Origin of the sequence: Flavobacterium algoriphilum (genome assembly GCF_048158655.1) — a bacterium.
Lineage (GTDB): Bacteria > Bacteroidota > Bacteroidia > Flavobacteriales > Flavobacteriaceae > Flavobacterium > Flavobacterium algoriphilum.
Window position 1 is genome coordinate 44,595 of the sequence record NZ_JBLNKY010000008.1, and the last position, 24,422, is coordinate 69,016.

Below are 24,422 nucleotides of genomic sequence, written 5' to 3' on the forward strand. Positions count from 1 at the left end.
CGCTGAAAAGTTATATAATAAACACAGATTTTTTATATTTACTTCCAATTGAAAATGTGCAAGCGTTACTAGTATTTAAATTCCTAACCTATAAATAGATGACTTTTAAACTTTCTTTTATCCTCACTGTATTATTTGTTTGTTCTGCGATAGCTCAAAATGGAAATCCAAACGATTACTTGTCGGCTGAATTTCACAAAGAACGAAGAGAGGCTTTGCGTAAAAAAATGCCCAATAATAGCGTTGTGGTATTTTTTGGAAGTCCTGTTCGGAACCGAGCTAATGATGTTGATTATGTCTACCATCAAGATCCTGATTTTTATTACTTAACGGGATACAAAGAACCCAATTGTGTTTTGGTTATTTTTTCGAATGATCAAACGGATAAGGACGGAAAAACGTATAGCGAAATGCTTTATGTACAGGAAAAAAATCCAAAAGCAGAGCAGTGGACTGGAGTACGTTTGGGAACGGAAGGTGCTAAAAAGGATTTGGGTTTTGAGATAGCTTTAAATGGAAAAGAGTTTGTTAATTCTGGAATTGATTATATGAGTTTTAACAATGTGCTCTTTAAAGAATTTGAAAATGACACCAGAAATTCAAAACGTGACAAAGCCGATTTGTATAAATTGGCTGAAGCTTTTAAAACTCAAATTGGATATGATGTAAAAATAGAAAAGCAAGCCGATTCTAATTTGCAAAATGAAATTAATCCTAATAAAAGCATTATTGCAAAAAAAGCGAATATAGATACTAAATCGATTATAACTTATATGGCGGGTCTGCGGGAGAAAAAATCGAAAGAAGAAATGGTTTTGCTTACCAAAGCGGTTCGAATTTCGGTAATGGGACAACGTGAAATCATGAAAGCCATGCATCCCGGAATGTCTGAAACCGAAATACAAGGTATACATGAATTTGTGTATAAAAAGTACGGGAGTGAGTTTCAGGGCTATCCGTCAATCGTGGGAGCCGGCAATAATGGTTGCGTATTGCATTATATTGAAAACACCAAAATGAAAGTGGAAAATGATTTGGTTTTAATGGATTTAGGTGCTGAATATCACGGTTACAGTGCTGATGTTACCCGAACTATTCCTGCCAACGGAAAATTCTCTACAGAGCAAAAACTAATTTATGATTTAGTCTATAATGCCCAAGAAGCAGGGATTGCTACTGCAAAAACAGGCAATAGCTTTAGTGCTCCGGATGTTGCGGCACGCAAAATAATTAGCGATGGTCTAATAAAATTAGGAATTACTAAAACAGCAGATGAATCTAGAAAATATTTTCCGCATGGGACTTCGCATCACATTGGTCTCGATGTTCATGATCCAGGTTTATACAATAATTTTGAGGGAAATATGGTGGTGACAGTAGAACCCGGAATTTACATTCCCAATGGAAGCGATTGTGATAAAAAATGGTGGGGAATTGCCGTACGAATCGAAGACGATATTTTAATTACTGCTAATGGTCCAGTTAATTTATCTGCAGAAGCACCCAGGAGGTCAAATGAAATTGAAGCGCTTATGAAAGAAAAAAGTGTTTTAGATAATTATAATTTACCAAAATTAGATTAGATTTTTTTTAGATTATTCCACCAGAAACTCCGCTGTCATCTGACTTCGGAGTTTTTTATTAAAAATTATTTAGGAATTAAATCGCAATACCAAAACCCAAAATCAAATGCATAGGAAGCACTCGTGTCGCAAGCGGTATCCGAGGAATCTTCCTCTTTTGGTTTTTCGTATTTTCTGTAAACAACTTCGCCAATTTCAAAATCTATGGGTTTTGAGAATATAGGCCCATCAAAAGTAAACGTGTGGAATTCGCCGTTTTCTCCGCAAACATCTACGTTTTCAGGTAAATCGTTGATGAAATCCTGGTCGATAATGCGACCTACTAAGCTTTTATCTAAAAAACGTTCGTTGACGCAAACTACAATCGTTTTAAATCCTAAACTAATAAATTCTTGAATCAAATCTTGAGTTGGAATTTTCCAAAGCGGAAAAACGCCTTCCAAACCTATTTCGGTTAATTTTTCATCCCGGTATTTTCGTAAATCTTCCAGAAATATATCTCCAAAAATAGAATGTGTAACCCCTTGGTCTTTTAGTTTTGTCAATGTTTCCTGCATGACTTTTTCATAGATTTCCATTGAAGGCATTTCGGGAATTTGCATTATTTCAAGCGGCAATCCAATACTTTTTGCTTGCTGTTCCAATAATTCTACTCGAACACCATGCATGGAAATACGTTGGAATTGTTGATTTACGCTGGTAAGCAAACAGCTAATTTCGAATTCTGAATTTTGTAACGTTTTGTATAATGCAAGCGCAGAATCTTTTCCGCTGCTCCAATTAAATAAGGCTTTCTTTTTCAATATGGTTTTCTTGAGGTTTTTGGGGTAAACTTACAAAATTTGGGCTATTAGTTTGGTAAACCTTTGTAACTTTGAAAATCACATCAATCATATATATGCACTATTTAAAAATAAATATCAAACTGAATCTAATAGATTGAAAATTGGGATTATTCCAGTGAAGCAATCTATTTCATTACGTTGGTTACTCAAAATAGAGAATGTATTTTTGGAACTATTGATGATGACATTAGGATAATAAACGATAACGGAAAAATTGTTGAAACGGAATTGTTGAGATCAATAGCAATAAGAGAACGTTGGTTTTTTCATAATTGGGTTATTATGCCCAATCATATTCATTTGTTGATTGAAATTGTTTCGTCATCCGTTGAGATGCACGATGTAGAGACGCACTGCAGTGCGTCTCTAACAAAGAACAGGATCGACCAATTATAAATACCGTTTGGCAGCCAAATTAGCACGATCATATTCTGCGCAATTACAATTCATTCGATAAAATAAATAATTATATAAAAAATAATCCTAAAAATTGGAATACAGATTCCATAAATCCAAAATAGAATGAAATATCTTTTCCTCTTAATATGTACTGTTACATTCGCCCAACAAACTCAATTTGTTGATTTTAAATCAGTTCGTGGACAAATAACAATTAATCCAGAAGATAAATCGGTGAGAGGAGCAGTTAGTTATTGGTTTGATGTTTTGAAACCTACAGATACCATTAAAATCGATGCGCAAAACATGGCTTTTACTGAGGTAGAATTGAATCAGAAACAAATTCAATTTACCAGTAATGGTAAACAAATTCTATTGATTTCCTCTTTCAAAAAAGGAACAAATAATATTAGTTTTAATTATGTTGCCAAGCCAAAACAAGCATTGTATTTTCTTGGTTCTGAAGAGAATGATAATGTGCAAATCTGGACACAGGGACAAGGAAAAAACACCAGTAATTGGTTTCCAAGTTTTGATGATGTCAATGAGAAAGTTATTTTTAGTTTGGAAGTCGTTGTTGATTCAAAGTACCAAGTCATTTCTAATGGAATTTTAAAAAGTAAAGTAAATAATAATTCGATGACGTATTGGAGATTCAACATGCAAAAACCAATGAGTTCTTATTTATTAATGCTTGCCATTGGGAAATTTGAAAAACAAACACAGCAATCAAACTCGGGAATTCCTTTAGAAATGTATTATGAACCCAAAGACAAATCTAAATTTGAACCGACATACCGCTATTCTAAACAACTATTTGATTTTTTTGAAAAGGAAATAGGGGTAAAGTATCCTTGGGGAATTTATAAGCAAGCTCCCGTTCGAGAATTTTTATACGCAGGAATGGAAAATACTTCAGCAACTTTATTCTCCACACGATATGTGGTAGATGATACAGGTTTTGAAGATCGAAGCTATACGAATGTCAATGCACATGAATTGGCACATCAATGGTTTGGGAATTTAGTCACTGCCGAAAGTAGCAAGCATCATTGGCTTCAGGAAGGTTTTGCAACCTATTATGCTTTACTGGCTGAGAAGGAAATTTATGGCGAAGATTATTTTTATTCCAAATTATATGAATCAGCACAACAATTGAAGTTTGCTTCCAGAACCGATACTATTCCTGTTTTGAACGCCAAAGCGAGTTCGTTGACTTTCTATCAAAAAGGCGCTTGGGCACTTTTTGTTTTGCACGAGGCAATAGGAGATAAGGCTTTTAAAAAAGCGGTAAAATGTTATTTGAAAAAACATTCATTTCAAACCGTAAACACACCCGATTTCTTTGCTGAAATTAAAAAAGTATCGGATTATGACTTACATATTTTTAATAAAGTTTGGCTTGAATCAAGTGTATTTAATACAATAGAGTCCAATGTTTTATTGAATAAAAATAAATCAATTCAGGTATTGTTTCAAGTAGAAAAATTAAGAAATAATCCCTTGTCTGAGAAAGAAGTTTTTTTTAGGAAAACAATACAATCGGATGTTTATTTTTCTGTAAAAGAAGCAATTGTCAATCAATTGAAATTAGAAAAATTTGACGATAAAGTAGCACTTTTAAATTTAGCTTTGGAAACCAAAAACAGACAAGTTCGTCAAACCGTTGCGGCAACACTAAATGAAATTCCGGAAAGTTTTAGAGTGCAATACGAAACTTTACTCGACGATAAATCTTATCAGACACAAGAAATAGCATTGTATAATTTATGGAACAATTTTCCGGAACAACGCACTCAATATTTGAATAAGTCAAAAGAATGGATTGGTTTTAGTGATTATAATCTGCGAACTTTATGGTTGTCTTTGGCTTTATCAACACCTAACTATCCAATAAATAAAGAGCAATTGGTAGATGAATTGATTAATTATTCATCTTCTGATTATGAAGCAACCATTCGTCAAGATGCTTTAGAGAAACTGCTTAATTTTAATATAATCAATGATGAAGTATTGAAAAATTTGGTAAAAGCGACAACACATCATATGTGGCAATTTTCGAAATTTGGAAGAGACAATACCCGAAAATTATTAAAGAATGCGACAATGAGAGCTTCTTTCGAAAGAATTCTACCTAATTTAAATGAAAGCGAACAATTTCAATTGAATCGATTATTGAAAGAATAACGGTTTATATTAATTAAACGTAGAATCTTTAACTAAATGAACTTATATTCCTTACATCGTTATAAATATTAACCATGTAAGGAATATAAGCCCATTTAAGAAATTGTTTTATTATTGAATTTTGTTGGAGTAAAATAAAATGGAGAGTATCAATATTCTACCACAATTGCCCCACTTCGTTTTTGATATACGCTAAAGCCGCATTACTTGGAGATTGTTTTTCCATTAAATCATTCAAAAGCACTTCGCACAATTTATCAGCACTATCCACACGATCGCTCCTATTTGCTCTACGAATCATTTGAATGGTAGCATTTTTGGCTGTCACAATAATAGTCCAACATTCATCTGACATGTATATTTGTTGTGTCAAATTGTGTTCAAATTCCTGCTCGATTTGTTCAATTATAAGATTTTCATAATCATTTTTATCCTGTGAAAGAGGAGTAATTCGAATCAATAATTTGGTAGGATTGATACGTTCCATATACAGCGTCATGCGCTCAAAAGCTTGTAAACGCAAGGGTAAAGCGTTTTTTTGGGCTTCTTTGTTTAGTAAATAACGGCGTCTTCTTTCCTCGTTTTTGGTATGTAGATCGAAAAAATAATAGGCTACAACCCCTGTAACAACTGCCGGTAAAGTATAACTTAGTAATTCTATAATTGGTATTGATTCCATTTTCTTTGTTCGGTTTATAGAAGCAAAAATATACTTTTTTGATTATAAATCAACTTGATTTTATTAGCAATAAATCAATGCGAATAGTATTTTTACCACTTATAGCCCAGAATATTCAAATAAATTATTAGAATGGAAACGTACGTATTGGTTTTACTTTGTTTAGCCGCTTTTGCTGCAGGATTTATAGATGCTATTGTAGGCGGTGGCGGACTGATACAAACGCCTATGGGATTGATTCTATTGCCAAGTTTGCCGGTTTCAACAGTTATTGGAACCTTAAAAGTTCCTGCTTTTAGCGGTACTTCTTTTGCAGCCTATCAATATCTTAAAAAAGTGGATATGAACTGGAAATTGCTAGGAATCATGATGTTGTTGGCTTTTCCTTCGGCATTTTTAGGTTCAACATTATTGACGTATGTGAGTAATGATTTCATGAAGCCATTTTTATTGGTTGTTCTTTCATTTTTAGTGGTTTATACCTATGCAAAAAAGAATTTTGGGCAACATATTGAAAAGACTCCTGCTCCTCGAACACAAATCTTAAATGCGATTGCAATCAGTTTTATAGTGGGTTTGTATGATGGATTTATTGGTCCAGGAACGGGTAGTTTTTTAGTCGTTGCGTTTATCGCTATCATGGGGTTTGATTTTTTGCACGCTTCCGCAAATGCTAAGATGGTAAATCTGTCAACTAACTTTGGTTCCATTTGCCTGTTTATTTTGAAAGGCAAAATTATTTGGGCAATAGCTATACCAATGGCTGCCAGTAATGCTTTTGGCGGATGGATTGGAGCAAAACTCGCCATCAACAAAGGAAATAGTTTTATTCGGATTTTCTTTTTGGTTGTTGTAATCGGGACATTAATCCGATTTGCCTACGATGTGTTTTTGAGATAATAAATACAAGAATATCTTATTAAAATGAGTAGCAAAATGAATTAGCCAATTGTTGTTTTTTGGTACTGAAAACCTCATTCAAAATCGCTATTTTTGCATAATATAATTTAAAATTTCCATGCACAAATATATCGATCAACTTAACGAAGCGCAACGCGAACCCGTTTTACAAAAAGACGGTCCTATGATAATTATTGCAGGAGCAGGTTCTGGTAAAACGCGGGTGTTGACCATAAGAATTGCTTATTTGATGAATCAGGGAGTAGATCCGTTTAGTATTTTGTCTCTCACTTTTACCAACAAAGCAGCTCGAGAAATGAAAAAGCGTATCTCTGATATTGTAGGTGCTGGAGAAGCTAAAAATCTTTGGATGGGAACTTTTCACTCGGTTTTTGCTCGAATTCTTCGTTCAGAAGCCGAACATTTGGGCTATCCTTCGAATTTTACTATTTATGATTCCCAAGATTCACTTCGTGCCATTTCTGGAATTATCAAGGAAATGCAATTGGACAGAGATGTGTACAAACCTAAACAGGTTTTAAGCAGAATTTCGAATTTCAAAAATAGTTTGATTACGGTAAAAGCGTATTTCAATGATCTTGATTTGCAAGAAGCCGATGCCATGTCTAAAAAACCTCGAATGGGAGAAATTTATCAAAATTATGTTGATCGATGCTTCAAAGCAGGAGCAATGGATTTTGATGATTTACTATTGAAAACTAATGAGTTATTGACTCGTTTCCCGGAAGTTTTGGCTAAATATCAAAACCGTTTCCGTTACATATTGGTAGATGAGTACCAAGATACAAATCACTCTCAGTACTTGATTGTTAGAGCTTTGTCTGATAAATTTCAGAATATCTGTGTAGTAGGGGATGATGCACAAAGTATCTATGCGTTTCGTGGAGCAAACATCAATAATATCCTGAATTTCCAGAAAGATTATGAAGGGGTGAAAACATTTCGATTGGAACAAAATTATCGTTCGACAAAAAATATTGTAGAAGCGGCCAACACCATCATTGATAAAAACAAAGTCAAACTGGATAAAATAGTTTGGACTGCTAATGATTTTGGTCCAAAAATAAAAGTACACCGCAGTTTAACCGATAACGAGGAAGGCCGATTTGTAGCCAGTACCATTTGGGAGCAAAAAATGCAAAACCAGTTGCCTAATGGCGCTTTTGCTATTTTATATCGTACCAATGCACAATCTCGTGCTATGGAAGATGCGTTGCGGAAAAGAGATATTCCGTATAGAATTTATGGAGGGCTTTCGTTTTATCAAAGGAAAGAAGTAAAGGATGTATTGTGTTATTTGCGATTGGTTATCAATCCAAAAGATGAGGAAGCTTTGGTTCGAGTTATCAATTATCCGGCTCGTGGAATTGGGAATACTACTATCGAGAAGTTAACCATTGCCGCCAATCACTACAAGCGTTCGATATTTGAAGTGATGCAAAATATCGAAAAAATAGACTTAAAACTGAATTCAGGAACAAAACAAAAATTACTTGACTTTGTGACTATGGTTCAAAGTTTTCAAGCCATAAATGAAAACCAAGATGCTTTTTATCTCGCTGATCACGTTGCCAAGAAAACGGGGTTAGTTCAAGAATTAAAGAAAGATGCTACTCCGGAAGGAATGGCTAAAATTCAGAATATTGAGGAACTATTAAACGGTATCAAGGATTTCACTGAAGGTCAAAAAGAAGTTGACGGCGCTCGAGGTGCATTATCTGAGTTTATGGAGGATGTGGCTTTGGCAACGGATTTAGATAAAGATACCAGTGACGAAGATCGTGTGGCCTTGATGACGATTCACTTAGCCAAAGGATTGGAATTTCCTCAAGTTTTTGTAGTAGGAATGGAAGAAGATTTATTTCCGAGTGCGATGAGTATGAGTACAAGAAGCGAACTGGAAGAAGAACGTCGCTTATTTTATGTGGCTTTGACTAGAGCGGAACATCAAGCCTATTTGACGTACGCACAATCGCGTTATCGATGGGGAAAATTGACCGATAGTGAACCTTCGCGTTTTATTGAGGAAATCGACAGTCAGTATTTAGAATATATGACACCGCCCGAAAATAATTACCGTTATAAACCAATGATTGACAGTGATATTTTTGGAGATGTAGATAAATCCAAATTGCGTCTGGCAAAACCCATAGGTAGTACTCCTCCAAAACATGTTACCGAAAATGAACCCAAATCGGATGTAAATATTCGGAAACTAAAACCAGTGGCTGCAGGTAATACTTCTTCTGGCACTGCGAATTTATTTGACAACAAATTGGTTGCTGGAAATATGGTTATGCACGAGCGCTTTGGAAAAGGACAAGTTGTCAACTTAGAAGGAGTGGGAGCTGATAAAAAAGCCGAAATAAAATTTGAAGTAGGCGGAATAAAGAAATTATTGTTGCGATTTGCAAAATTGGATATTATAGGATAGTATTCAAATCGTCAGTTTTTCAGTATTCAATGAAAGTTGGAGTAATCTAGAACTAGAGGTCTAAAATTTTAAATCAGGAAATCAAAAAATCGTTAATCAAATCTTCAATCTCATGGCTCAATTTATAAAAATATACGCAGACAAACCAAATGAAGCGGCGATTGCTAAAGTAGTTAAGGTTTTAAAAGATGGCGGTTTAGTAATTTATCCAACGGATACCGTTTACGGATTAGGATGTGATATTACGAATACTAAAGCACTGGAACGCATTGCTAAGATAAAAGGAATTAAGCTGGATAAAGCTAATTTTTCCTTTGTTTGTCACGATTTGAGCAATTTGTCGGATTATGTAAAGCAAATTGATACCGCTACTTTTAAATTATTAAAAAGAGCTTTGCCCGGACCATATACTTTTATTCTACCGGGAAATAATAATTTACCTAAAGAGTTCAAAAAGAAAACGACTGTTGGTATTAGGGTTCCTGATAATGCGATTGCACTCGAAATTGTTCGTCAATTAGGCAATCCAATTGTTTCCACTTCAATCCACGATGACGATGATGTGATAGAGTACACTACAGATCCTGAGCTCATTTTTGAGAAATGGCAAAACCTGGTTGATTTGGTTATTGATGGTGGTTATGGTGATAACATGGGATCTACCATTATTGATTTGTCCGGAGATGAACCTATTGTGTTAAGGGTAGGAAAAGGAAGTTTGGATATTTTGTAAACGAGTGTTTAGATTTCAGATTAAGAATGTGAAACATTTCCCTATAAATTTAAATAAAAAAACGCCTCGATTGCTCGAGACGTTTTCTAATTGTATGTAAGTTGAACACTAATTACTATTCAATTAATACTTTTTATTTTTGTTGTTTTTTCATTTCTTTTTCAATCATTTCATAAAATTGATCGATTTTAGGCAATACAACGATACGAGTTCTTCTGTTACGAGCTCTATTTTCAGCTGAATCATTAGCAACTAAAGGAACATAAGAACTTCTTCCCGCAGCAATTAATTGTTCTGGTTTAACTCCTAATTGATTAGTCAATACACGAATTATAGAAGTAGAACGTTTCACACTTAAATCCCAGTTGTCAAGTAATATACCTGAACCGTTGTAAGGAACGCTATCGGTATGACCTTCAACCATACATTCAAAATCCGGTTTGTCATTTACCACTTTAGCTACTTTAGCTAAAACACTTTTTGCTCTGTCTGTTACATCATAACTTCCAGTTTTAAACAGCAATTTGTCTGCAATAGAGATAAATACGACTCCTTTTTCAACATTTATTTCGATATCTGGATCAGAAATTCCAACTGCACTTTTTAAACTAGTAACTACAGCAAGTGTAACACTGTCTTTTTTAGTTAATGCATCTTGCATTCTACTGATTTTCAAATCTTTTTCTTTGATAGATTCTAAAGCTTTCTCAATATTTTCAGCCCCTTTAGTGGTCAATACCGTCATGTCTTTAGACGTATTGATCAGTGTTTGATTGTGTTCTTTTAAACCGGCTACAGTTGCAGAAAGTCCCGCTTTTTCTTCTAAGCAAGAATTTAATTTTACAGTAGCAGAATTCAATAAATCTTGGGTTTCTTTGTTTCGGGCTTCTAAATCGGTGTATTTCTTTTTAGAAACACAAGAAGTTAAAACAGCCAATACTGATAGTGCAATTACTATTTTTCTCATAATTTTTTTTTAAAGATTTGATTTGTAAATTTAGTTTTTAAAAGTTAGAAATTATACATAAATTATTGTTAAAATTATTTAACAAAAACCTTGCCATTGTTAATGTAATAAGAATAAACGATACTTTTTGTGTTGTAGTGTTTTTCGATTTGAAATTTGTTTCTTTTTTTTAAATTACTTGAAAATAATTGGTAAAAAGAACTATGGGCTTTTAGTATCGCTAAAAAATGATTGAATTTTCCTTTAGAAAGAAAATGAAATCCGGCAACTCCGTCCAGAATCATTCTGCAAAATAGAATCCAATACAATTTATCTTTAGGTAAATTTTTAGTCAACATTAATAAAGAGTTTCTAAAATTCAAATACGTTTTTTTTGGATTTCCTTGCTCCAAAGTGGCTCCACCAACATGGTAAACAACCGATTCTGAATTGTATTTTATTTTAAATCCTTTATTTGTTGCACGCCAGCATAAATCAATTTCTTCCTGATGAGCAAAAAAATCGGCATCAAAACCTTTTAATCTCTTGTAAACCGAACTTCGAATAAAAAAACAAGCTCCAGAAGCCCAAAATATCTCACAATTATCATTGTATTGTCCGTTATCTTTTTCTAAAGTATCAAAAATGCGCCCTCGGCAATACGGATAACCATACTGGTCTATAAATCCTCCCGCAGCACCAGCATATTCAAAGTATTCTTTACGTTTAAAATCTAATAATTTAGGTTGGATAATGGCTGTTTCTGGTTCATTTTCGAAAGTTTTAAGGATAGGCTGCAGCCAATTTTTAGTAACTTCAACGTCGGAATTGACTAAAGCATAAATTTCGGCATCAATATGTTTCAATGCTTCATTATAACCGCCGGCAAAACCTAAATTTGTATTGTTTTTTACAATTTTAATAGAAGGAAAATTAGCCAATACAAATGAAATGGAATCATCTGTTGAAGCATTGTCCGCAATATATATGGTAGCTTCGGGTGAATATTGCAGTACCGAAGGTAAAAATTGTTCTAATAATTGTACTCCGTTCCAATTGAGTATGACAACAGCTATTTTCATTTAAAGTATTTAATTATTGGATTTTATACATTGGTAATTCAGGTAAGAACTGATATTTTTCATTTTCAAAATCCATTTGGCAAAAGTAATGATTCAATCCATTAGTCACCATCAAAAAATGGGCTTTCATCGTCATATTATAACGGGCAATTTGGTCGAAAGTCGCTTGTGCAATTTTTATTTCAGGAGCTTTACATTCGATTAAAATGAAAATAGAACCATCAGGATTGAAAACGACAACATCGTATCTTTTTCGCAAACCATTGACTTTTAGAACTTTTTCTACATTTATCAATGATTTAGGATATTTTTTTTCTTCCAATAAAAACTGAACTACATGTTGACGCACCCATTCTTCCGGAGTGAGAATGATAAATTTTTTCCTTATTTCATCAAAAATGGAGACTTTATTTTCGCTATTTTTGAACCGAAAGTTATAAAGTTGAAAATTTAGTTTTTGCATAAAGCAAAAGTATTAAATAAGTTTAAAATTTAAAGTTTAAAATTTCATTCGAAGCCATAAACTTTTAACTTCAAACTTTAAACACAAAAAAATGGACGAGGTTGTAAAAATTGTAAATGATATAAAAAGCGGCAACATTAAACCCATCTATTTTTTGATGGGAGAAGAACCTTATTATATTGACAAATTATCCGATTATATTGAAGGAAAAGTATTAACCGAAGAGGAAAAAGGCTTTAATCAAACCGTTTTATATGGAAGAGATGTTTCAATCGAAGATATTGTTTCAACCGCAAAACGGTATCCAATGATGGCAGAACGTCAAGTTGTGATTGTAAAAGAAGCGCAAGATTTGATTCGGACGATTGATAAATTGGAAAGTTATGCAGAAAACCCAATGGCATCAACAGTTTTAGTTTTTTGTTACAAATATAAAACGTTGGATAAACGTAAAAAACTGACTAAATTACTAGCAAAACATGGTGTCGTCTACGAGAGTAAAAAATTATATGAAAACCAAGTAGGCGAGTGGATTAAACGCGTTTTAGCAGGGAAAAAATATTCGATTGAACCTAAAGCAAATGCCATGCTAGTGGAATTTTTAGGAACGGATTTAAGCAAAATTAATAATGAACTCGAAAAGCTACAAATTATCCTGCCTGAAGGAAGTACAATAACTCCAAAGCATATTGAGGAAAATATCGGTTTCAGTAAAGATTTTAATGTATTTGAATTGCGAAAAGCACTTGGAGAACGCAATCAATTAAAAGCGTATACCATTGCCGAAAATTTTGCCCAAAATCCTAAAGACAATCCCATGGTGGTGACAACGAGTTTGGTGTTTGGTTTTTTTATTCAATTGCTGAAATACCACGGATTGAAAGACAGAAATCCTAAAAATGTTGCGGCAGTATTAGGTGTTAATCCGTTCTTTTTGAAAGAATATGATGTGGCATTGAAGAATTATCCAATGAAAAAAGTCAGTCAAATTATTGGGGCTTTAAGAGATATTGATGTAAAAAGTAAAGGTGTTGGTGCTAATGCATTGTCACAATCGGATTTATTAAGAGAAATGCTTTATAAAATATTTAATTAGCGACTAAAATAACCGATATTTGCACTCCGAAACTTCGGCATAAATATAATTTACCTAAATATGGGAATGAATAAAAATACTATTTTAGGTTGGGCTACTTTAATAATGATTATAATGGGTTTGTTGCTTATAGCTTTAGGCGCTTTCAGATATGATGATGTAGCCGGTTGGGGATTTGCGGCCGTAGGGGTTGGCTTTTTGGCTAATGGCTGGGTTTTTAGTTCGCTTAAGGGCAGACTTTAATAGTTATTTTAAATGTTGAATTTTAAATTTTAAATTAAAAAAAAATGGCAGACGATAAGAAAGTAATATTCTCAATGTCAAAATTGAGTAAAACGTATTCAAGCAGTGATAAGCAGGTGTTAAAAAATATTTATTTAAGTTTCTTCTACGGAGCTAAAATTGGTATTTTGGGTTTAAATGGCTCAGGAAAATCTTCTTTATTAAAAATTATCGCAGGTGTTGATAAAAACTACCAAGGAGATGTAGTCTTTGCACCCGGGTATACGGTTGGTTATTTAGAACAAGAACCTGTTTTAGATGATAGTAAAACGGTTATTGAAATTGTAAGAGAAGGAGTTGCTGAAACAATGGCAGTATTAGACGAATTCAATAAAATCAACGATAGCTTTGGTCTTCCAGAAGTTTACGAAGATGCCGATAAAATGGAAAAATTGATGGACCGTCAGGCGTTATTACAAGACAAAATTGATGCGCTTGGAGCTTGGGAAATTGATACTAAATTAGAAATAGCGATGGATGCGTTACGTACTCCTGATGCTGATACTCCAATTAAAAATCTTTCTGGTGGTGAACGTCGCCGTGTGGCTTTATGTCGTTTGTTGTTACAACAACCTGACGTTTTGCTTTTGGATGAGCCTACGAATCACTTGGATGCTGAAAGTGTTCTTTGGTTGGAACAACATTTAGCACAATACGCCGGAACTGTTATTGCGGTAACGCACGATAGATATTTCTTGGATAATGTTGCAGGTTGGATTTTAGAGTTAGACAGAGGAGAAGGAATTCCTTGGAAAGGAAACTACTCTTCTTGGTTAGATCAAAAATCTAGCAGAATGGCGTTAGAAGAAAAAGTAGCTTCTAAACGTAGAAAAAACTTAGAACGGGAGTTGGACTGGGTTCGTCAAGGAGCTAAAGGCCGTCAAACAAAACAAAAAGCACGTTTACAGAATTACGATAAACTGCTAAATGAAGATCAAAAAGCATTAGATGAAAATCTAGAAATCTATATTCCAAACGGACCCCGTTTAGGAACCAATGTAATTGAAGCTAAAGGTGTTGCAAAAGCCTATGGTGATAAATTACTATATGACAATTTGAATTTCACATTGCCTCAAGCTGGTATCGTTGGGATTATTGGGCCAAACGGAGCTGGTAAATCAACGATTTTCAGAATGATTATGGGTGAAGAAAAACCTGATGCAGGGGAGTTTGCCATTGGAGAAACAGTGAAAATCGCATATGTCGATCAAGCACACTCTAATATTAATCCTGATAAATCAATTTGGGAAAACTTTTGTGATGGGCAGGAATTGATTATGATGGGTGGAAGACAGGTGAATTCCAGAGCTTATTTAAGCCGATTTAATTTTGGAGGAAGCGATCAAAACAAAAAAGTATCAACACTTTCAGGTGGAGAACGTAACCGTTTGCATCTTGCCATGACTTTGAAAGAAGAAGGAAACGTTCTTTTACTGGATGAACCTACCAATGATTTGGACATTAATACGCTTCGTGCATTAGAAGAAGGGTTGGAAAATTTTGCAGGTTGTGCGGTAGTTATTTCGCACGATAGGTGGTTCTTAGACAGAATTTGCACACACATTCTAGCTTTCGAAGGAAACTCTGAAGTGTATTATTTTGAAGGCGGTTTCTCTGAATACGAAGAGAATAAGAAGAAACGTTTGGGTGGTGATTTAACTCCGAAACGATTGAAATACAAAAAATTAATCAGAAGTTAATTCTATTTCAAATAATCAAAAAGCCTCAAATTCTATTGTAATTTGAGGCTTTTTTTTATGTTTTTAGGAGGTGTTTCCTGAATAAAGGATTTCCGTTGCTATCAGGGCTATTGCATTTGTTCCCGTTAGAAAATTAGCTTTACAAAAACTTAGCTTTTAATTCAGGAGTTGGCACCATGCAACTTTCTTTTTTGCCATACCATTTGTATCGATTTTTGGCGATATGATCATAAATGCGATTATTAAATGAAGTAGGAAAAATAGAAAATAAAGTGCCAAAATAATAAATCCCGCCTAAACTTTTAGCAATTTCTAATACGGCTTCCGATTTGTAGTAATAAGCGATTCCGGGCTGGTAGATAATTACACTCTCAATGTTTTTAGCATCAATTCCAATGTATTTAATGATTTCTTGACCTAAATCAGATTGAAGTGCCACAAACCTAAAAATATCTTTTTTGTCCTGTTTAATGATGAATTGTACCGCCGAATCGCAGAGATTACAAACACCATCAAACAGGATAATTTTTTTTTCTTTAGGAAGGTTCAGCATTTTCTTGTTTTATTTTTGCGAAAGTTAATTCGTCATTCTATTTTTGATTCTTCAAATAAATATTTCCAAGTTGGGTTCTTAGAACGAATTAAAGTATTTTTTGCTCTCTTGAGCCCACTTTTAATTGCTTCTCTCAATGCTATTGTATCACGCACCTATTACCCTTTTTTAGAATTTATACGGTACCTATTTTTTTAGTGATTAATCCAATGTTAATGCGCCCAGGATTTCTTCGGATAAAAAGGGGCCTCCGGGATATGTTGCAGTATAATCAAGGTTTAACCAAACTTGCCCTCGCTCATCTATGTGATAATGAAGTTGTTTTTCATTACTTTCAGTTGTAAACAGAATATTTTTAATTAGAAAATTTACTTTTTCTAAATCAATGAGGGAACCAATTAATATTTCGGGATAAATATGACCCTTTGTATGAATTAATCTTGGAGTTCCACCAATCGATTTTATACTCGCTGCCATTAAAATAGAATGATCATCACAATCTCCTGAAAAGTATAGCAATGATTCACTGGCAGTTGCAATATAATCGCCTTCTTTTGGATCACTCACATAATTCCATCGGTGATTTATTTCTTTAAATACTGCAAAACATTGAATGATGGTTCTGTAGTCTGAATATCCTTTTAAGTTTTTGAAATATTTAGAAGTAGCCATAATCGCAAAATTTCTAATTTTTGGATTTTGGTACTCAATAGCATTAATGATTTTTGATTTATTAGGAAACGGAAGTAGTTTGGCAATGATTATATCTTGTGGATATGGATTGTCAGACATGGAATACATCATTGAATTATAATCTTCAAAAACGCTGTTAAAACCATAGTTTCCAATAGTTGAACCATAAATCAAAATTAATAAATACAAGATGATACAAAAGAGAATAATCGTTCTTAAGAATCGCAGAATGATTTGAATAACAACAATTATTAATAGAAATAAAACGACTCTGTCGATATTCAGAAACCAATTTGGATTAATTAAATTTTGATGTACAATTATAAAAACGGGAATAGCAACCAATATGTTCAAAACAAAAATTATAACATCATCCCAGGGTTTTTTGACCTGAAATTTCTGTTTCATACCTTGAAAATTAATTTCTTTTATTTTTATCATAGTAAAAATAAAAACAGCAATCTAGACTGTTTTTACAATATCCTCAAAAGTACCTTTTTTATCGATAATTTTAAGTTGTAATAGTTGATTTTGAACTTTGTTTAACATTTTTTCTAACAATGGTTTTTGCGACCATTGAGTTATTGACAACCATTCCTCTATATCTTCTATTTTTTGACTGTAATTTGAGGCTAAAGTTTTGTCAATACTGGGAATGTCTTTAAATTCAATTGTAGTTTGATTGATGATTTTTAAAATATTAGAAATAATATCGGGTTGTTTTTCCAAAATTTCATCCCGAACGCCAATTACAAAACATGGCCAAGGTGTTGGGCAATCAGCAACTCTGCGAAAAATTCCTTTGTCGACAAGTGGTTTTGTCATGAACCGTTCCCACATAAAATAATCGGCAGTTCCGATAGTTAAAGCTTCAACGGCGCCGTCAATTGTATTTACGATTTCGAACTGAAGATTATCTGTTTTCCAACCTTGATTATCCGCATTGACGTACGCCATTAATTGCGAACCGGAACCCAATCTGGAAATAGCCACTTTGGTGTTTTGTAAATCTGCTAGCGTTTTAAAATTGGAGTTTGCAGCTACGTGAATCCCCCAAATTAATGGACTTTCTACATAAACCTGAACAATTTTACTTGGATTTCCGGCAACAATATCTTTGACAATTCCTTCGGTTAGGATTACGGCAATATCAGTTTCTCCATCACGAAGCATTTGACACATTTTTCCTGTTCCTTCAGGAACATCAGTCCATTGTAAATCGATATTTTCTTTTTCGAAATCTCCGTTTTCAATGCTTAAATGCCAAGGAAGATTAAAATGTTCTGGAACTCCAGCTATTTTTATTGTTGTCATTTTTTATTTTTATCGTTAATCGTTTTAAGTAGCCCAGATGAAACGGAAATCCTATTGTGCCGGGGTTCGGCGCAATAGATTATAGTGCACAGCAGGAGTTAGCTCCTAAAATTACACATTAATATCTTTGAAATTATTCAATCTCGCGTAACGAATCATATTAGTAAACGCTTCTGGGTCCAGTTTTGGTACTTCCAGAATGGAGTTCAATAAAGTGGTATCGTATTCGTTGGCAGCTGTTGTGAAATAAGGGTTTAAATGCTTTCCAATGCTTTCATAATACAATTTTTCTATAGTATTTTTGTATTTGAAATCTAACGGATTTTGGATTAAAGTGAAATTAGTGTAACCCACTTCCTTCATAATCAACTGCAATCCATTTACCATATTGAAACTTTTAGTATTTACAATGTTAAGCTGTTCAATATCGTCTCTTTCGAAGGTATTTACAATTACTTTTGCCACATAATCGACAGGAATAATGTTTAAAACTGTTTCTTTATTGATAATAAAACGGACATTTTCTTGTTCGCCTTTTCGTTGGGAAGTAAAGTGAAAGAATTTTGCCAAAAGATAAAAAACCATGTATTTTGGGATGAAATATTGATTTTCGGTTCCTAACATTTTACCTCCAATCACACTTGGACGCAGAATTTGGAATGGTAAACCTATTTTTTTACATTCTTGGGCTATAAAGTTTTCCGAGTGAAATTTTGCATTTTCATACGCATTTCGGTGCTCTGGTTTGAAACTTAAACTATGAAAATCATTAGCAATTAACCCTTTTCTAATTCCTGATGAAAAAGCGGTTCCTATATATATGAATTTTTTTATAAAGGGATGAAATATATTAAAAAGTGATTTTGTGATTTTAGTATTTTCATCAAAAATTTTATCGCGTTGTTCTTCATCTGTAGATAAATTAACGAATCCAGCCGAATGGATGAAATAAGCATCTTTTATTTTACTTGAAAAAGTATTCTGAATTACATCCAAATCCGTATCGATTATTTCAATGTATTCGTGTAGTTTTTCTACGCCTTTTTCTTTTATGATTTTAGGGGTGTAGCTACTGGATAAGAGTTCGTTAATTCTATTTAAAGCGGAGTTCTTTCCTTTATTTCTTGCTATAAGAAAAAGTTTTCCGTCAATTTTATTGTTGATAAAAAGTTCCAGAATTTCATACATAATATGAGAACCTAAAACTCCTGTAGCACCTGTAAGTATTATTTTCATTATCGTTTTGTTGTAAAAGCAAAGGTAGTTTTAAAAACTAAATATTTCAGGTTTAAAGTCGAATCGAGTTTTTGAAATAGTCAATCAATAATTATCACCCTTTTGCTTTCAAATCAGAAATAACAATTCGGAATTCATCAGGATCAAGAAACATTTTTCCGCCTAAAACTTGGGTATTATTCCAATATGAATTTTTTAAAGTTACGATTGAAATGTTTATTTCTAAAACATTATTTATGAGGCTGTTATATTCTAAAACAGTTTCAGGATAGAATATTAAAATATGACCATAATTGTTATGTTTTTGAAAACCCATAAGACGTTCAAAACCAAGAATATTAATATAAAAATATTCTATTTTCTAAATTTCCGGTTTGTCTAGCAATTCGTAAGTTCATAGTTATATAAATGAGAGATCAAAAAACGTTAATCTACATTCTTAAATCAAAAGCTATTTACTCAGTTTATCCAGCGTATACGAAATCAATTCATCGACCGCTTTATAGGGATCTTCACTAAAAGTTCCTGAAGCCCGATTGGCAATTATAGCGTTTAATGACAATGCATTATGTCCTAAAAGAGCCGAAAGTCCATATATAGCAGCGGTTTCCATTTCTAAATTAGTAATTTGATTGTCACCAAATTTAAAATTATCCATTTTAGAATTTAATGTTTCATCTTGAATATTTAAACGCAAAACACGGCCTTGTGGGCCGTAAAAACCTCCGGCTGTAGCAGTAATTCCTTTGTGCATTTTTTCGCTTTCAATCATTTTTTCCAATGTCGAAGAACACGAAATCACATACGGCTTTCCTTTTCGCAAATCCCAATTGGTGTGTTTTACAAAAGCATCTTCCATTTCAATATTCGAAACTTCATCAATCAAATAGGAGCGGAGCATGTTGTCCAAACCTAATCCAAATTTAGACAGCACAAAACTATCCACAGGAATATCAGCTTGTAAAGAACCCGAAGTTCCAATACGGATGATGTTCAATGAAGTCAGCTTTTCTTTTGGTTGACGCGTTTTTAAATCAATATTAACCAAAGCATCTAATTCATTCATGACAATATCAATATTATCTGGACCAATTCCTGTTGACATCACGGTAATTCGTTTCCCTTTGAAAATCCCGGTTTGCGTTTTAAATTCTCTTTTTTGAGTAGAAAATTCAATACTATCAAAAAACTGTGTGATTTTTTCGACCCGATTTTGATCCCCTACAAAGATGATATCTTGCGCAATATGCTCCGGTTTTAAATTCAAATGGTAGACGCTTCCATCTGGATTTAATATTAATTCTGATGATTGTATCATTCTTTTTTTGTTTAAGGTTTAATGTTTCAAGTTGCTCAACTGAATACTAATTACTGAACACTTTTTCTACCCTCCAACGCGTTTTACTTTAAAGCCTTTTTCTTTTAAAATAGTCATGATTTTATCCCGATAATCACCTTGTATAATGATGGAATCATCCTTGAAAGTTCCACCAACACTTAATTTGGTTTTGATTTCTTTTGCCAGAATTTTAAAATCCTCGTCTGTTCCTTCGTAACCTTCAATTATAGTGGTAGCTTTTCCTTTTCGTTTTTCGAATTTGCAGATCATAGGTTCTTTTTGAACATATAATTCGTGTGCAACTTCTTCAATTGCTTCCTCAGGTGATGGTTCGTGATCCGGAAAAAGGTTTTTTAATTGGTCTTTTAAGTCCATAATTTTAAAATTAATTTTTATTTAAAACTCTTTAAAAATTAAGAATAGGAAGTTTATTTTCTTAATTTCTAAAGAGTAAAAAACAAAAGACATTAAGCATACACTCAATGTCTTTTAGTATTTGACGTAAATTTAAGTTTTATTTTTTAATAAGTCCCAAATCTACTAAACGTTCATATAAATAAGCTCCTGCGGTAATATCTTCGAATTTTTTTGGATGTTCTGAATCAATACAGTTCTCTAAACAATCTAATTTCATATCACTCACCGGATGCATAAAAAACGGAATAGAATAACGCGAAGTTCCCCATAATTCTCTTGGTGGATTTACCACTTGATGAATCGTAGATTTCAACTTGTTATTGGTGTGGCGCGATAACATATCACCGACATTAATTACTAATTCATCGGGTTCAGCAATAGCATCAATCCATTCACCATCGTGATTTTGGACTTGTAATCCTTTTCCTTGCGCTCCCATCAATAAAGTAATCAAGTTGATGTCGCCATGAGCAGCGGCACGAATCGCATTGGCAGGTTCAGAAGTAATGGGTGGATAATGAATAGGTCTTAAAATTGAATTTCCGTCTTTGGCATAGATGTCAAAATAAAATTCATCCAAACCAAGATGTAAAGCCAAAGCTCTCAGGACATAAACACCTGTTTTTTCCAACATTTGATACGCTTCTTTACCAACCACATTAAAACGTGGCAATTCTTTTACTTCAACGTTTTCAGGATATTCTGAAGCATATTTGGAATCTTTGGATACATATTGTCCAAAGTGCCAAAACTCCTTCAAATCGCCTTCTTTTCTGCCTTTGGCATGCTCCGTTCCAAAAGAAACATAGCCTCTTTGTCCGCCAATTCCAGGAATTTCATAGCTGCGTTTTGTTTCTAATGGTAAAGCGAAAAAATTTCTAATTTCACCATACAATTCATCAACCAGTTGGTCGTCTAAAAAGTGCCCTTTGAGTGCTACGAAGCCAATATCTTCAAATGCACTTCCGATTTCATTTACAAATTTTTGTTTACGTTTCGGGTCGTCCGAAAGGAAATCACGCAAGTCAACACTAGGAATGTTTTGCATACTTTTAAATATTTTTTATAACTTACAAGTTTTTAAAATCTTGCACATACAAATGTAAAGAATAATTTTCTATCTGGATTTTAAAAATCACAAACAAATTAAAAAAATATAACAAAATAAAATCAAACTGTTATATTTTTTTATCTTTGAACACTGCAATAAAACTAAAAAAATGACTTTTGACCGAAAAAATCTTACTGACAATCAATTATTAGATTTATATAAGCGAATATTGAAACCAAGACTAATCGAAGAAAAAATGTTGATCCTTATTCGCCAAGGAAAAGTATCCAAATGGTTTTCTGGAATTGGCCAAGAGGCTATTTCTGTGGGAGTCACGGCAATTTTAGATTCTGATGAGTATATTTTGCCAATGCATCGAAATTTAGGCGTTTTTACAGGAAGAAACATTCCATTGTACCGACTTTTTTCGCAATGGCAAGGTAAAGCTAATGGTTTTACAAAAGGACGTGATCGAAGTTTTCACTTTGGAACACAGCAATACAAGATTATAGGAATGATTTCGCATTTGGGACCTCAATTAGGAGTTGCAGACGGAATCGCGTTGGCCAATAAACTCAAGAAAAACGGAAAAATTACCGCCGTTTTTACGGGTGAAGGAGCGACCAGTGAAGGCGATTTTCATGAAGCGTTGAATATAGCTTCGGTTTGGGAATTGCCGGTACTATTTGTAATAGAGAATAATGGATACGGACTTTCGACACCTACAAATGAGCAATACCGTTGCGAAAACCTAGCCGATAAAGGAAAAGGATACGGAATGGAAAGCCATATTATTGATGGTAATAATATTCTGGAAGTGTTTAATTTATTATCCGAATTGAAAGCTTCGATGAAAGAAAATCCACGTCCTGTTTTATTAGAATTCAAAACTTTCCGAATGCGTGGGCACGAAGAGGCGAGTGGGACAAAATATGTTCCACAAGAGTTAATGGACATGTGGGCGATTAAAGATCCTGTAGAAAATTATAGAAGATATTTGGCAGAAAACGGAGTTCTTACATCCGATTTTGATACTGCTTTACACACTGAAATAAAGGCAGCCATTGATGAAGGTTTGGCTGTTGCCAATGCCGAACCAGAAATAGAAGCTACTTTAATAGAAGAACTAAATGATGTTTATAAACCGTATGTATTTGAGTTAGTTAACCCTTCATATGAAAAAGAAAATATTCGTTTTATAGATGCCATTTCAACCAGTTTGAAGCAATCTATGGAACGCCATGAAAATTTAGTAATCATGGGTCAGGATATCGCTGAATATGGAGGTGCTTTCAAAATCACAGATGGTTTTGTAGCGCAGTTTGGTAGAGAGCGTGTCATCAATACTCCAATTTGTGAAAGTGCAGTAGTTTCGGCAGCAATGGGATTATCGATTAATGGATACAAAGCGATCGTGGAAATGCAGTTTGCTGATTTTGTTTCGACAGGTTTTAATCCAATTGTGAATTTATTAGCCAAATCACATTATCGTTGGTTAGAAAAAGCAGATGTTGTTGTCCGAATGCCTTGCGGTGGAGGAACACAAGCCGGGCCTTTTCATTCGCAAACCAATGAAGCTTGGTTTACTAAAACGCCGGGACTAAAAGTGGTTTATCCGGCATTTCCGTATGATGCGAAAGGACTGTTAAATACTGCAATCAATGATCCAAATCCTGTATTATTCTTTGAACACAAACAATTATACAGAAGCGTTTACCAAGATGTACCAAAAGATTATTATACCATTCCATTAGGAAAAGCGGCTTTGTTGAAAGAAGGGAATCAGGTTACGATTATTTCGTTTGGAGCAGCGGTGCATTGGGCTTTGGATACTTTAGCAAAAAACCCTGAAATATCAGCTGATTTATTGGATTTGAGAACCTTGCAACCTTTGGATACTGAAGCAATTTTTGATTCGGTAAAGAAAACAGGAAGAGTAATCATTTATCAGGAAGATTCTATGTTTGGTGGAATTGCGAGCGATATTTCGGCAATGATAATGGAAAATTGTTTCAAATATCTAGATGCGCCTGTTAAACGTGTTGCGAGTTTAGACACGCCGATTCCATTTACAAAAGCGTTGGAAGATCAATATTTACCGAAAGGCAGATTCGAAAATGATTTGAAACAACTTTTGAAATATTAAATGGGATTAGGTTATTTTATAGTTTTTATTCTAAAGATAACCTAATAACCAATAGATAATTATAAAAATAATAACTGTTCCGAAACAGCCACAGCCCATTTGCTTGGCACCGAAACCTGCCAGTATTGTTTTAAAGAAACTATTCATAAGCTTGAATTTAAGTGACTTATAAAATTAAACTTTTATTTTTTCAATGGCAAATTTACTTCAGTTCCATAAATTTTTCCTTAATCAAAGCTATTCCTAATACATTGTTTTTTTTTAGTGCCGATATGAAGCGTTTTTTAGTACTTCTTTTAAGGTTTTTTAGGTTTTTTAGGTTT

23 protein-coding genes are annotated in these 24,422 nt (G+C 33.6%); 10 read left to right on the plus strand and 13 right to left on the minus strand.

Annotated elements, in window-relative coordinates:
* Positions 1 to 98 precede the first annotated feature (98 nt).
* Entirely contained in the window at positions 99 to 1,583 is a 1,485-nt protein-coding gene (locus ACM55G_RS13295; RefSeq protein ID WP_416844424.1) for an aminopeptidase P N-terminal domain-containing protein, read from the plus strand.
* Positions 1,584 to 1,648: 65 nt separating this feature from the next.
* On the opposite strand, the gene ACM55G_RS13300 is transcribed toward ACM55G_RS13295, so the two are convergent.
* On the minus strand, positions 1,649 to 2,386 hold the full coding sequence (locus ACM55G_RS13300) for a Dph6-related ATP pyrophosphatase (protein WP_416844425.1): 738 nt from the start codon (positions 2,384 to 2,386) through the stop codon (positions 1,649 to 1,651).
* 180 nt (positions 2,387 to 2,566) lie between these two features.
* Here ACM55G_RS13300 and ACM55G_RS13305 point away from each other — a divergent pair, with 180 nt between their 5' ends.
* Both ACM55G_RS13305 and ACM55G_RS13310 read left to right on the plus strand, forming a co-directional pair.
* Positions 2,567 to 2,824 carry a hypothetical protein gene (locus ACM55G_RS13305; RefSeq protein ID WP_416844426.1) on the plus strand — a complete coding sequence of 86 codons (258 nt, stop codon included), beginning with the start codon at positions 2,567 to 2,569 and terminating at the stop codon, positions 2,822 to 2,824.
* A gap of 126 nt (positions 2,825 to 2,950) precedes the next feature.
* On the plus strand, positions 2,951 to 5,014 hold the full coding sequence (locus ACM55G_RS13310; protein WP_416844427.1) for a M1 family metallopeptidase: 2,064 nt from the start codon (positions 2,951 to 2,953) through the stop codon (positions 5,012 to 5,014).
* Positions 5,015 to 5,171: 157 nt separating this feature from the next.
* On the opposite strand, the gene ACM55G_RS13315 is transcribed toward ACM55G_RS13310, so the two are convergent.
* Positions 5,172 to 5,693: a DUF7935 family protein gene (locus tag ACM55G_RS13315; protein ID WP_416844428.1), complete on the minus strand. Its 522-nt coding sequence runs from the start codon at positions 5,691 to 5,693 to the stop codon at positions 5,172 to 5,174.
* A gap of 132 nt (positions 5,694 to 5,825) precedes the next feature.
* On the opposite strand from ACM55G_RS13315, the gene ACM55G_RS13320 reads away from it, so the two are divergent.
* The 3 genes from ACM55G_RS13320 to ACM55G_RS13330 all read left to right on the plus strand — a co-directional run bounded on the left by ACM55G_RS13320 (position 5,826) and on the right by ACM55G_RS13330 (position 9,781).
* Positions 5,826 to 6,593 carry a sulfite exporter TauE/SafE family protein gene (locus tag ACM55G_RS13320; protein ID WP_416844429.1) on the plus strand — a complete coding sequence of 256 codons (768 nt, stop codon included), beginning with the start codon at positions 5,826 to 5,828 and terminating at the stop codon, positions 6,591 to 6,593.
* 118 nt (positions 6,594 to 6,711) lie between these two features.
* Complete coding sequence (locus ACM55G_RS13325) at positions 6,712 to 9,048, plus strand: ATP-dependent helicase (protein WP_416844430.1); 2,337 nt, start codon at positions 6,712 to 6,714, stop codon at positions 9,046 to 9,048.
* 112 nt (positions 9,049 to 9,160) lie between these two features.
* Positions 9,161 to 9,781 carry an L-threonylcarbamoyladenylate synthase gene (locus ACM55G_RS13330; protein ID WP_416844431.1) on the plus strand — a complete coding sequence of 207 codons (621 nt, stop codon included), beginning with the start codon at positions 9,161 to 9,163 and terminating at the stop codon, positions 9,779 to 9,781.
* A 133-nt stretch (positions 9,782 to 9,914) separates the two neighbouring features.
* On the opposite strand, the gene ACM55G_RS13335 is transcribed toward ACM55G_RS13330, so the two are convergent.
* From ACM55G_RS13335 to ACM55G_RS13345, 3 genes are all read right to left on the minus strand, one after another.
* A complete protein-coding gene (locus tag ACM55G_RS13335; RefSeq protein WP_416844432.1) occupies positions 9,915 to 10,748 on the minus strand; it encodes an OmpA/MotB family protein in 834 nt (277 codons plus the stop codon).
* A 74-nt stretch (positions 10,749 to 10,822) separates the two neighbouring features.
* Complete coding sequence (locus ACM55G_RS13340) at positions 10,823 to 11,809, minus strand: glycosyltransferase family 2 protein (RefSeq protein WP_416844433.1); 987 nt, start codon at positions 11,807 to 11,809, stop codon at positions 10,823 to 10,825.
* Positions 11,810 to 11,822: 13 nt separating this feature from the next.
* On the minus strand, positions 11,823 to 12,272 hold the full coding sequence (locus ACM55G_RS13345; protein WP_416844434.1) for a type I restriction enzyme HsdR N-terminal domain-containing protein: 450 nt from the start codon (positions 12,270 to 12,272) through the stop codon (positions 11,823 to 11,825).
* A gap of 91 nt (positions 12,273 to 12,363) precedes the next feature.
* On the opposite strand from ACM55G_RS13345, the gene holA reads away from it, so the two are divergent.
* The 3 genes from holA to ettA are packed head-to-tail and all read left to right on the plus strand — an operon-like array spanning position 12,364 to position 15,350.
* Positions 12,364 to 13,368, plus strand: a complete 1,005-nt coding sequence (gene holA / locus ACM55G_RS13350; protein ID WP_416844435.1) for a DNA polymerase III subunit delta — start codon at positions 12,364 to 12,366, stop codon at positions 13,366 to 13,368.
* A gap of 60 nt (positions 13,369 to 13,428) precedes the next feature.
* A complete protein-coding gene (locus ACM55G_RS13355; protein ID WP_416844436.1) occupies positions 13,429 to 13,611 on the plus strand; it encodes a CAL67264 family membrane protein in 183 nt (60 codons plus the stop codon).
* Between the two features lie 44 nt (positions 13,612 to 13,655).
* Positions 13,656 to 15,350, plus strand: coding sequence for an energy-dependent translational throttle protein EttA (ettA, locus tag ACM55G_RS13360; protein ID WP_416844437.1), 1,695 nt, complete (start codon positions 13,656 to 13,658; stop codon positions 15,348 to 15,350).
* A gap of 139 nt (positions 15,351 to 15,489) precedes the next feature.
* On the opposite strand, the gene ACM55G_RS13365 is transcribed toward ettA, so the two are convergent.
* From ACM55G_RS13365 to ACM55G_RS13400, 8 genes are all read right to left on the minus strand, one after another.
* On the minus strand, positions 15,490 to 15,903 hold the full coding sequence (locus ACM55G_RS13365; RefSeq protein ID WP_416844438.1) for a thiol-disulfide oxidoreductase DCC family protein: 414 nt from the start codon (positions 15,901 to 15,903) through the stop codon (positions 15,490 to 15,492).
* 201 nt (positions 15,904 to 16,104) lie between these two features.
* On the minus strand, positions 16,105 to 17,037 hold the full coding sequence (locus tag ACM55G_RS13370) for a transglutaminase (protein WP_416844439.1): 933 nt from the start codon (positions 17,035 to 17,037) through the stop codon (positions 16,105 to 16,107).
* A 21-nt stretch (positions 17,038 to 17,058) separates the two neighbouring features.
* Positions 17,059 to 17,910 (minus strand): substrate-binding domain-containing protein, encoded by an 852-nt coding sequence (locus ACM55G_RS13375; RefSeq protein ID WP_416844440.1) that lies wholly within the window; start codon positions 17,908 to 17,910, stop codon positions 17,059 to 17,061.
* A 111-nt stretch (positions 17,911 to 18,021) separates the two neighbouring features.
* Positions 18,022 to 19,146, minus strand: a complete 1,125-nt coding sequence (locus tag ACM55G_RS13380; protein WP_416844441.1) for an SDR family oxidoreductase — start codon at positions 19,144 to 19,146, stop codon at positions 18,022 to 18,024.
* Between the two features lie 94 nt (positions 19,147 to 19,240).
* Complete coding sequence (locus tag ACM55G_RS13385) at positions 19,241 to 19,462, minus strand: hypothetical protein (RefSeq protein WP_416844442.1); 222 nt, start codon at positions 19,460 to 19,462, stop codon at positions 19,241 to 19,243.
* Positions 19,463 to 19,597: 135 nt separating this feature from the next.
* The gene (locus ACM55G_RS13390) at positions 19,598 to 20,464 is read right to left on the minus strand and encodes a nucleoside phosphorylase (RefSeq protein WP_416844443.1); all 867 of its coding nucleotides are present in this window, start codon (positions 20,462 to 20,464) and stop codon (positions 19,598 to 19,600) included.
* A gap of 66 nt (positions 20,465 to 20,530) precedes the next feature.
* Positions 20,531 to 20,860 carry a translation initiation factor gene (locus ACM55G_RS13395; RefSeq protein WP_035672460.1) on the minus strand — a complete coding sequence of 110 codons (330 nt, stop codon included), beginning with the start codon at positions 20,858 to 20,860 and terminating at the stop codon, positions 20,531 to 20,533.
* Between the two features lie 139 nt (positions 20,861 to 20,999).
* Positions 21,000 to 21,950 (minus strand): isopenicillin N synthase family dioxygenase, encoded by a 951-nt coding sequence (locus ACM55G_RS13400; protein WP_416844444.1) that lies wholly within the window; start codon positions 21,948 to 21,950, stop codon positions 21,000 to 21,002.
* A gap of 172 nt (positions 21,951 to 22,122) precedes the next feature.
* Here ACM55G_RS13400 and ACM55G_RS13405 point away from each other — a divergent pair, with 172 nt between their 5' ends.
* Positions 22,123 to 24,099 carry an alpha-ketoacid dehydrogenase subunit alpha/beta gene (locus tag ACM55G_RS13405; RefSeq protein ID WP_416844445.1) on the plus strand — a complete coding sequence of 659 codons (1,977 nt, stop codon included), beginning with the start codon at positions 22,123 to 22,125 and terminating at the stop codon, positions 24,097 to 24,099.
* Positions 24,100 to 24,422: the final 323 nt, after the last annotated feature.

Excerpts from the sequence above, each read along its gene's own strand:
- ACM55G_RS13380 (WP_416844441.1), bottom strand. The coding sequence starts at position 19,146 with ATGAAAATAATACTTACAGGTGCTACAGGAGTTTTAGGTTCTCATATT.
- ACM55G_RS13405 (WP_416844445.1), top strand. The coding sequence starts at position 22,123 with ATGACTTTTGACCGAAAAAATCTTACTGACAATCAATTATTAGATTTA.
- ACM55G_RS13330 (WP_416844431.1), top strand. The coding sequence starts at position 9,161 with ATGGCTCAATTTATAAAAATATACGCAGACAAACCAAATGAAGCGGCG.
- ACM55G_RS13395 (WP_035672460.1), bottom strand. The coding sequence starts at position 20,860 with ATGGACTTAAAAGACCAATTAAAAAACCTTTTTCCGGATCACGAACCA.
- ACM55G_RS13400 (WP_416844444.1), bottom strand. The coding sequence starts at position 21,950 with ATGCAAAACATTCCTAGTGTTGACTTGCGTGATTTCCTTTCGGACGAC.
- ACM55G_RS13345 (WP_416844434.1), bottom strand. The coding sequence starts at position 12,272 with ATGCAAAAACTAAATTTTCAACTTTATAACTTTCGGTTCAAAAATAGC.
- ACM55G_RS13365 (WP_416844438.1), bottom strand. The coding sequence starts at position 15,903 with ATGCTGAACCTTCCTAAAGAAAAAAAAATTATCCTGTTTGATGGTGTT.
- ettA (WP_416844437.1), top strand. The coding sequence starts at position 13,656 with ATGGCAGACGATAAGAAAGTAATATTCTCAATGTCAAAATTGAGTAAA.
- ACM55G_RS13325 (WP_416844430.1), top strand. The coding sequence starts at position 6,712 with ATGCACAAATATATCGATCAACTTAACGAAGCGCAACGCGAACCCGTT.
- ACM55G_RS13335 (WP_416844432.1), bottom strand. The coding sequence starts at position 10,748 with ATGAGAAAAATAGTAATTGCACTATCAGTATTGGCTGTTTTAACTTCT.
- ACM55G_RS13390 (WP_416844443.1), bottom strand. The coding sequence starts at position 20,464 with ATGATACAATCATCAGAATTAATATTAAATCCAGATGGAAGCGTCTAC.
- ACM55G_RS13355 (WP_416844436.1), top strand. The coding sequence starts at position 13,429 with ATGGGAATGAATAAAAATACTATTTTAGGTTGGGCTACTTTAATAATG.
- ACM55G_RS13340 (WP_416844433.1), bottom strand. The coding sequence starts at position 11,809 with ATGAAAATAGCTGTTGTCATACTCAATTGGAACGGAGTACAATTATTA.
- ACM55G_RS13320 (WP_416844429.1), top strand. The coding sequence starts at position 5,826 with ATGGAAACGTACGTATTGGTTTTACTTTGTTTAGCCGCTTTTGCTGCA.
- ACM55G_RS13370 (WP_416844439.1), bottom strand. The coding sequence starts at position 17,037 with ATGATAAAAATAAAAGAAATTAATTTTCAAGGTATGAAACAGAAATTT.
- ACM55G_RS13310 (WP_416844427.1), top strand. The coding sequence starts at position 2,951 with ATGAAATATCTTTTCCTCTTAATATGTACTGTTACATTCGCCCAACAA.
- holA (WP_416844435.1), top strand. The coding sequence starts at position 12,364 with ATGGACGAGGTTGTAAAAATTGTAAATGATATAAAAAGCGGCAACATT.
- ACM55G_RS13295 (WP_416844424.1), top strand. The coding sequence starts at position 99 with ATGACTTTTAAACTTTCTTTTATCCTCACTGTATTATTTGTTTGTTCT.
- ACM55G_RS13315 (WP_416844428.1), bottom strand. The coding sequence starts at position 5,693 with ATGGAATCAATACCAATTATAGAATTACTAAGTTATACTTTACCGGCA.
- ACM55G_RS13375 (WP_416844440.1), bottom strand. The coding sequence starts at position 17,910 with ATGACAACAATAAAAATAGCTGGAGTTCCAGAACATTTTAATCTTCCT.
- ACM55G_RS13385 (WP_416844442.1), bottom strand. The coding sequence starts at position 19,462 with ATGGGTTTTCAAAAACATAACAATTATGGTCATATTTTAATATTCTAT.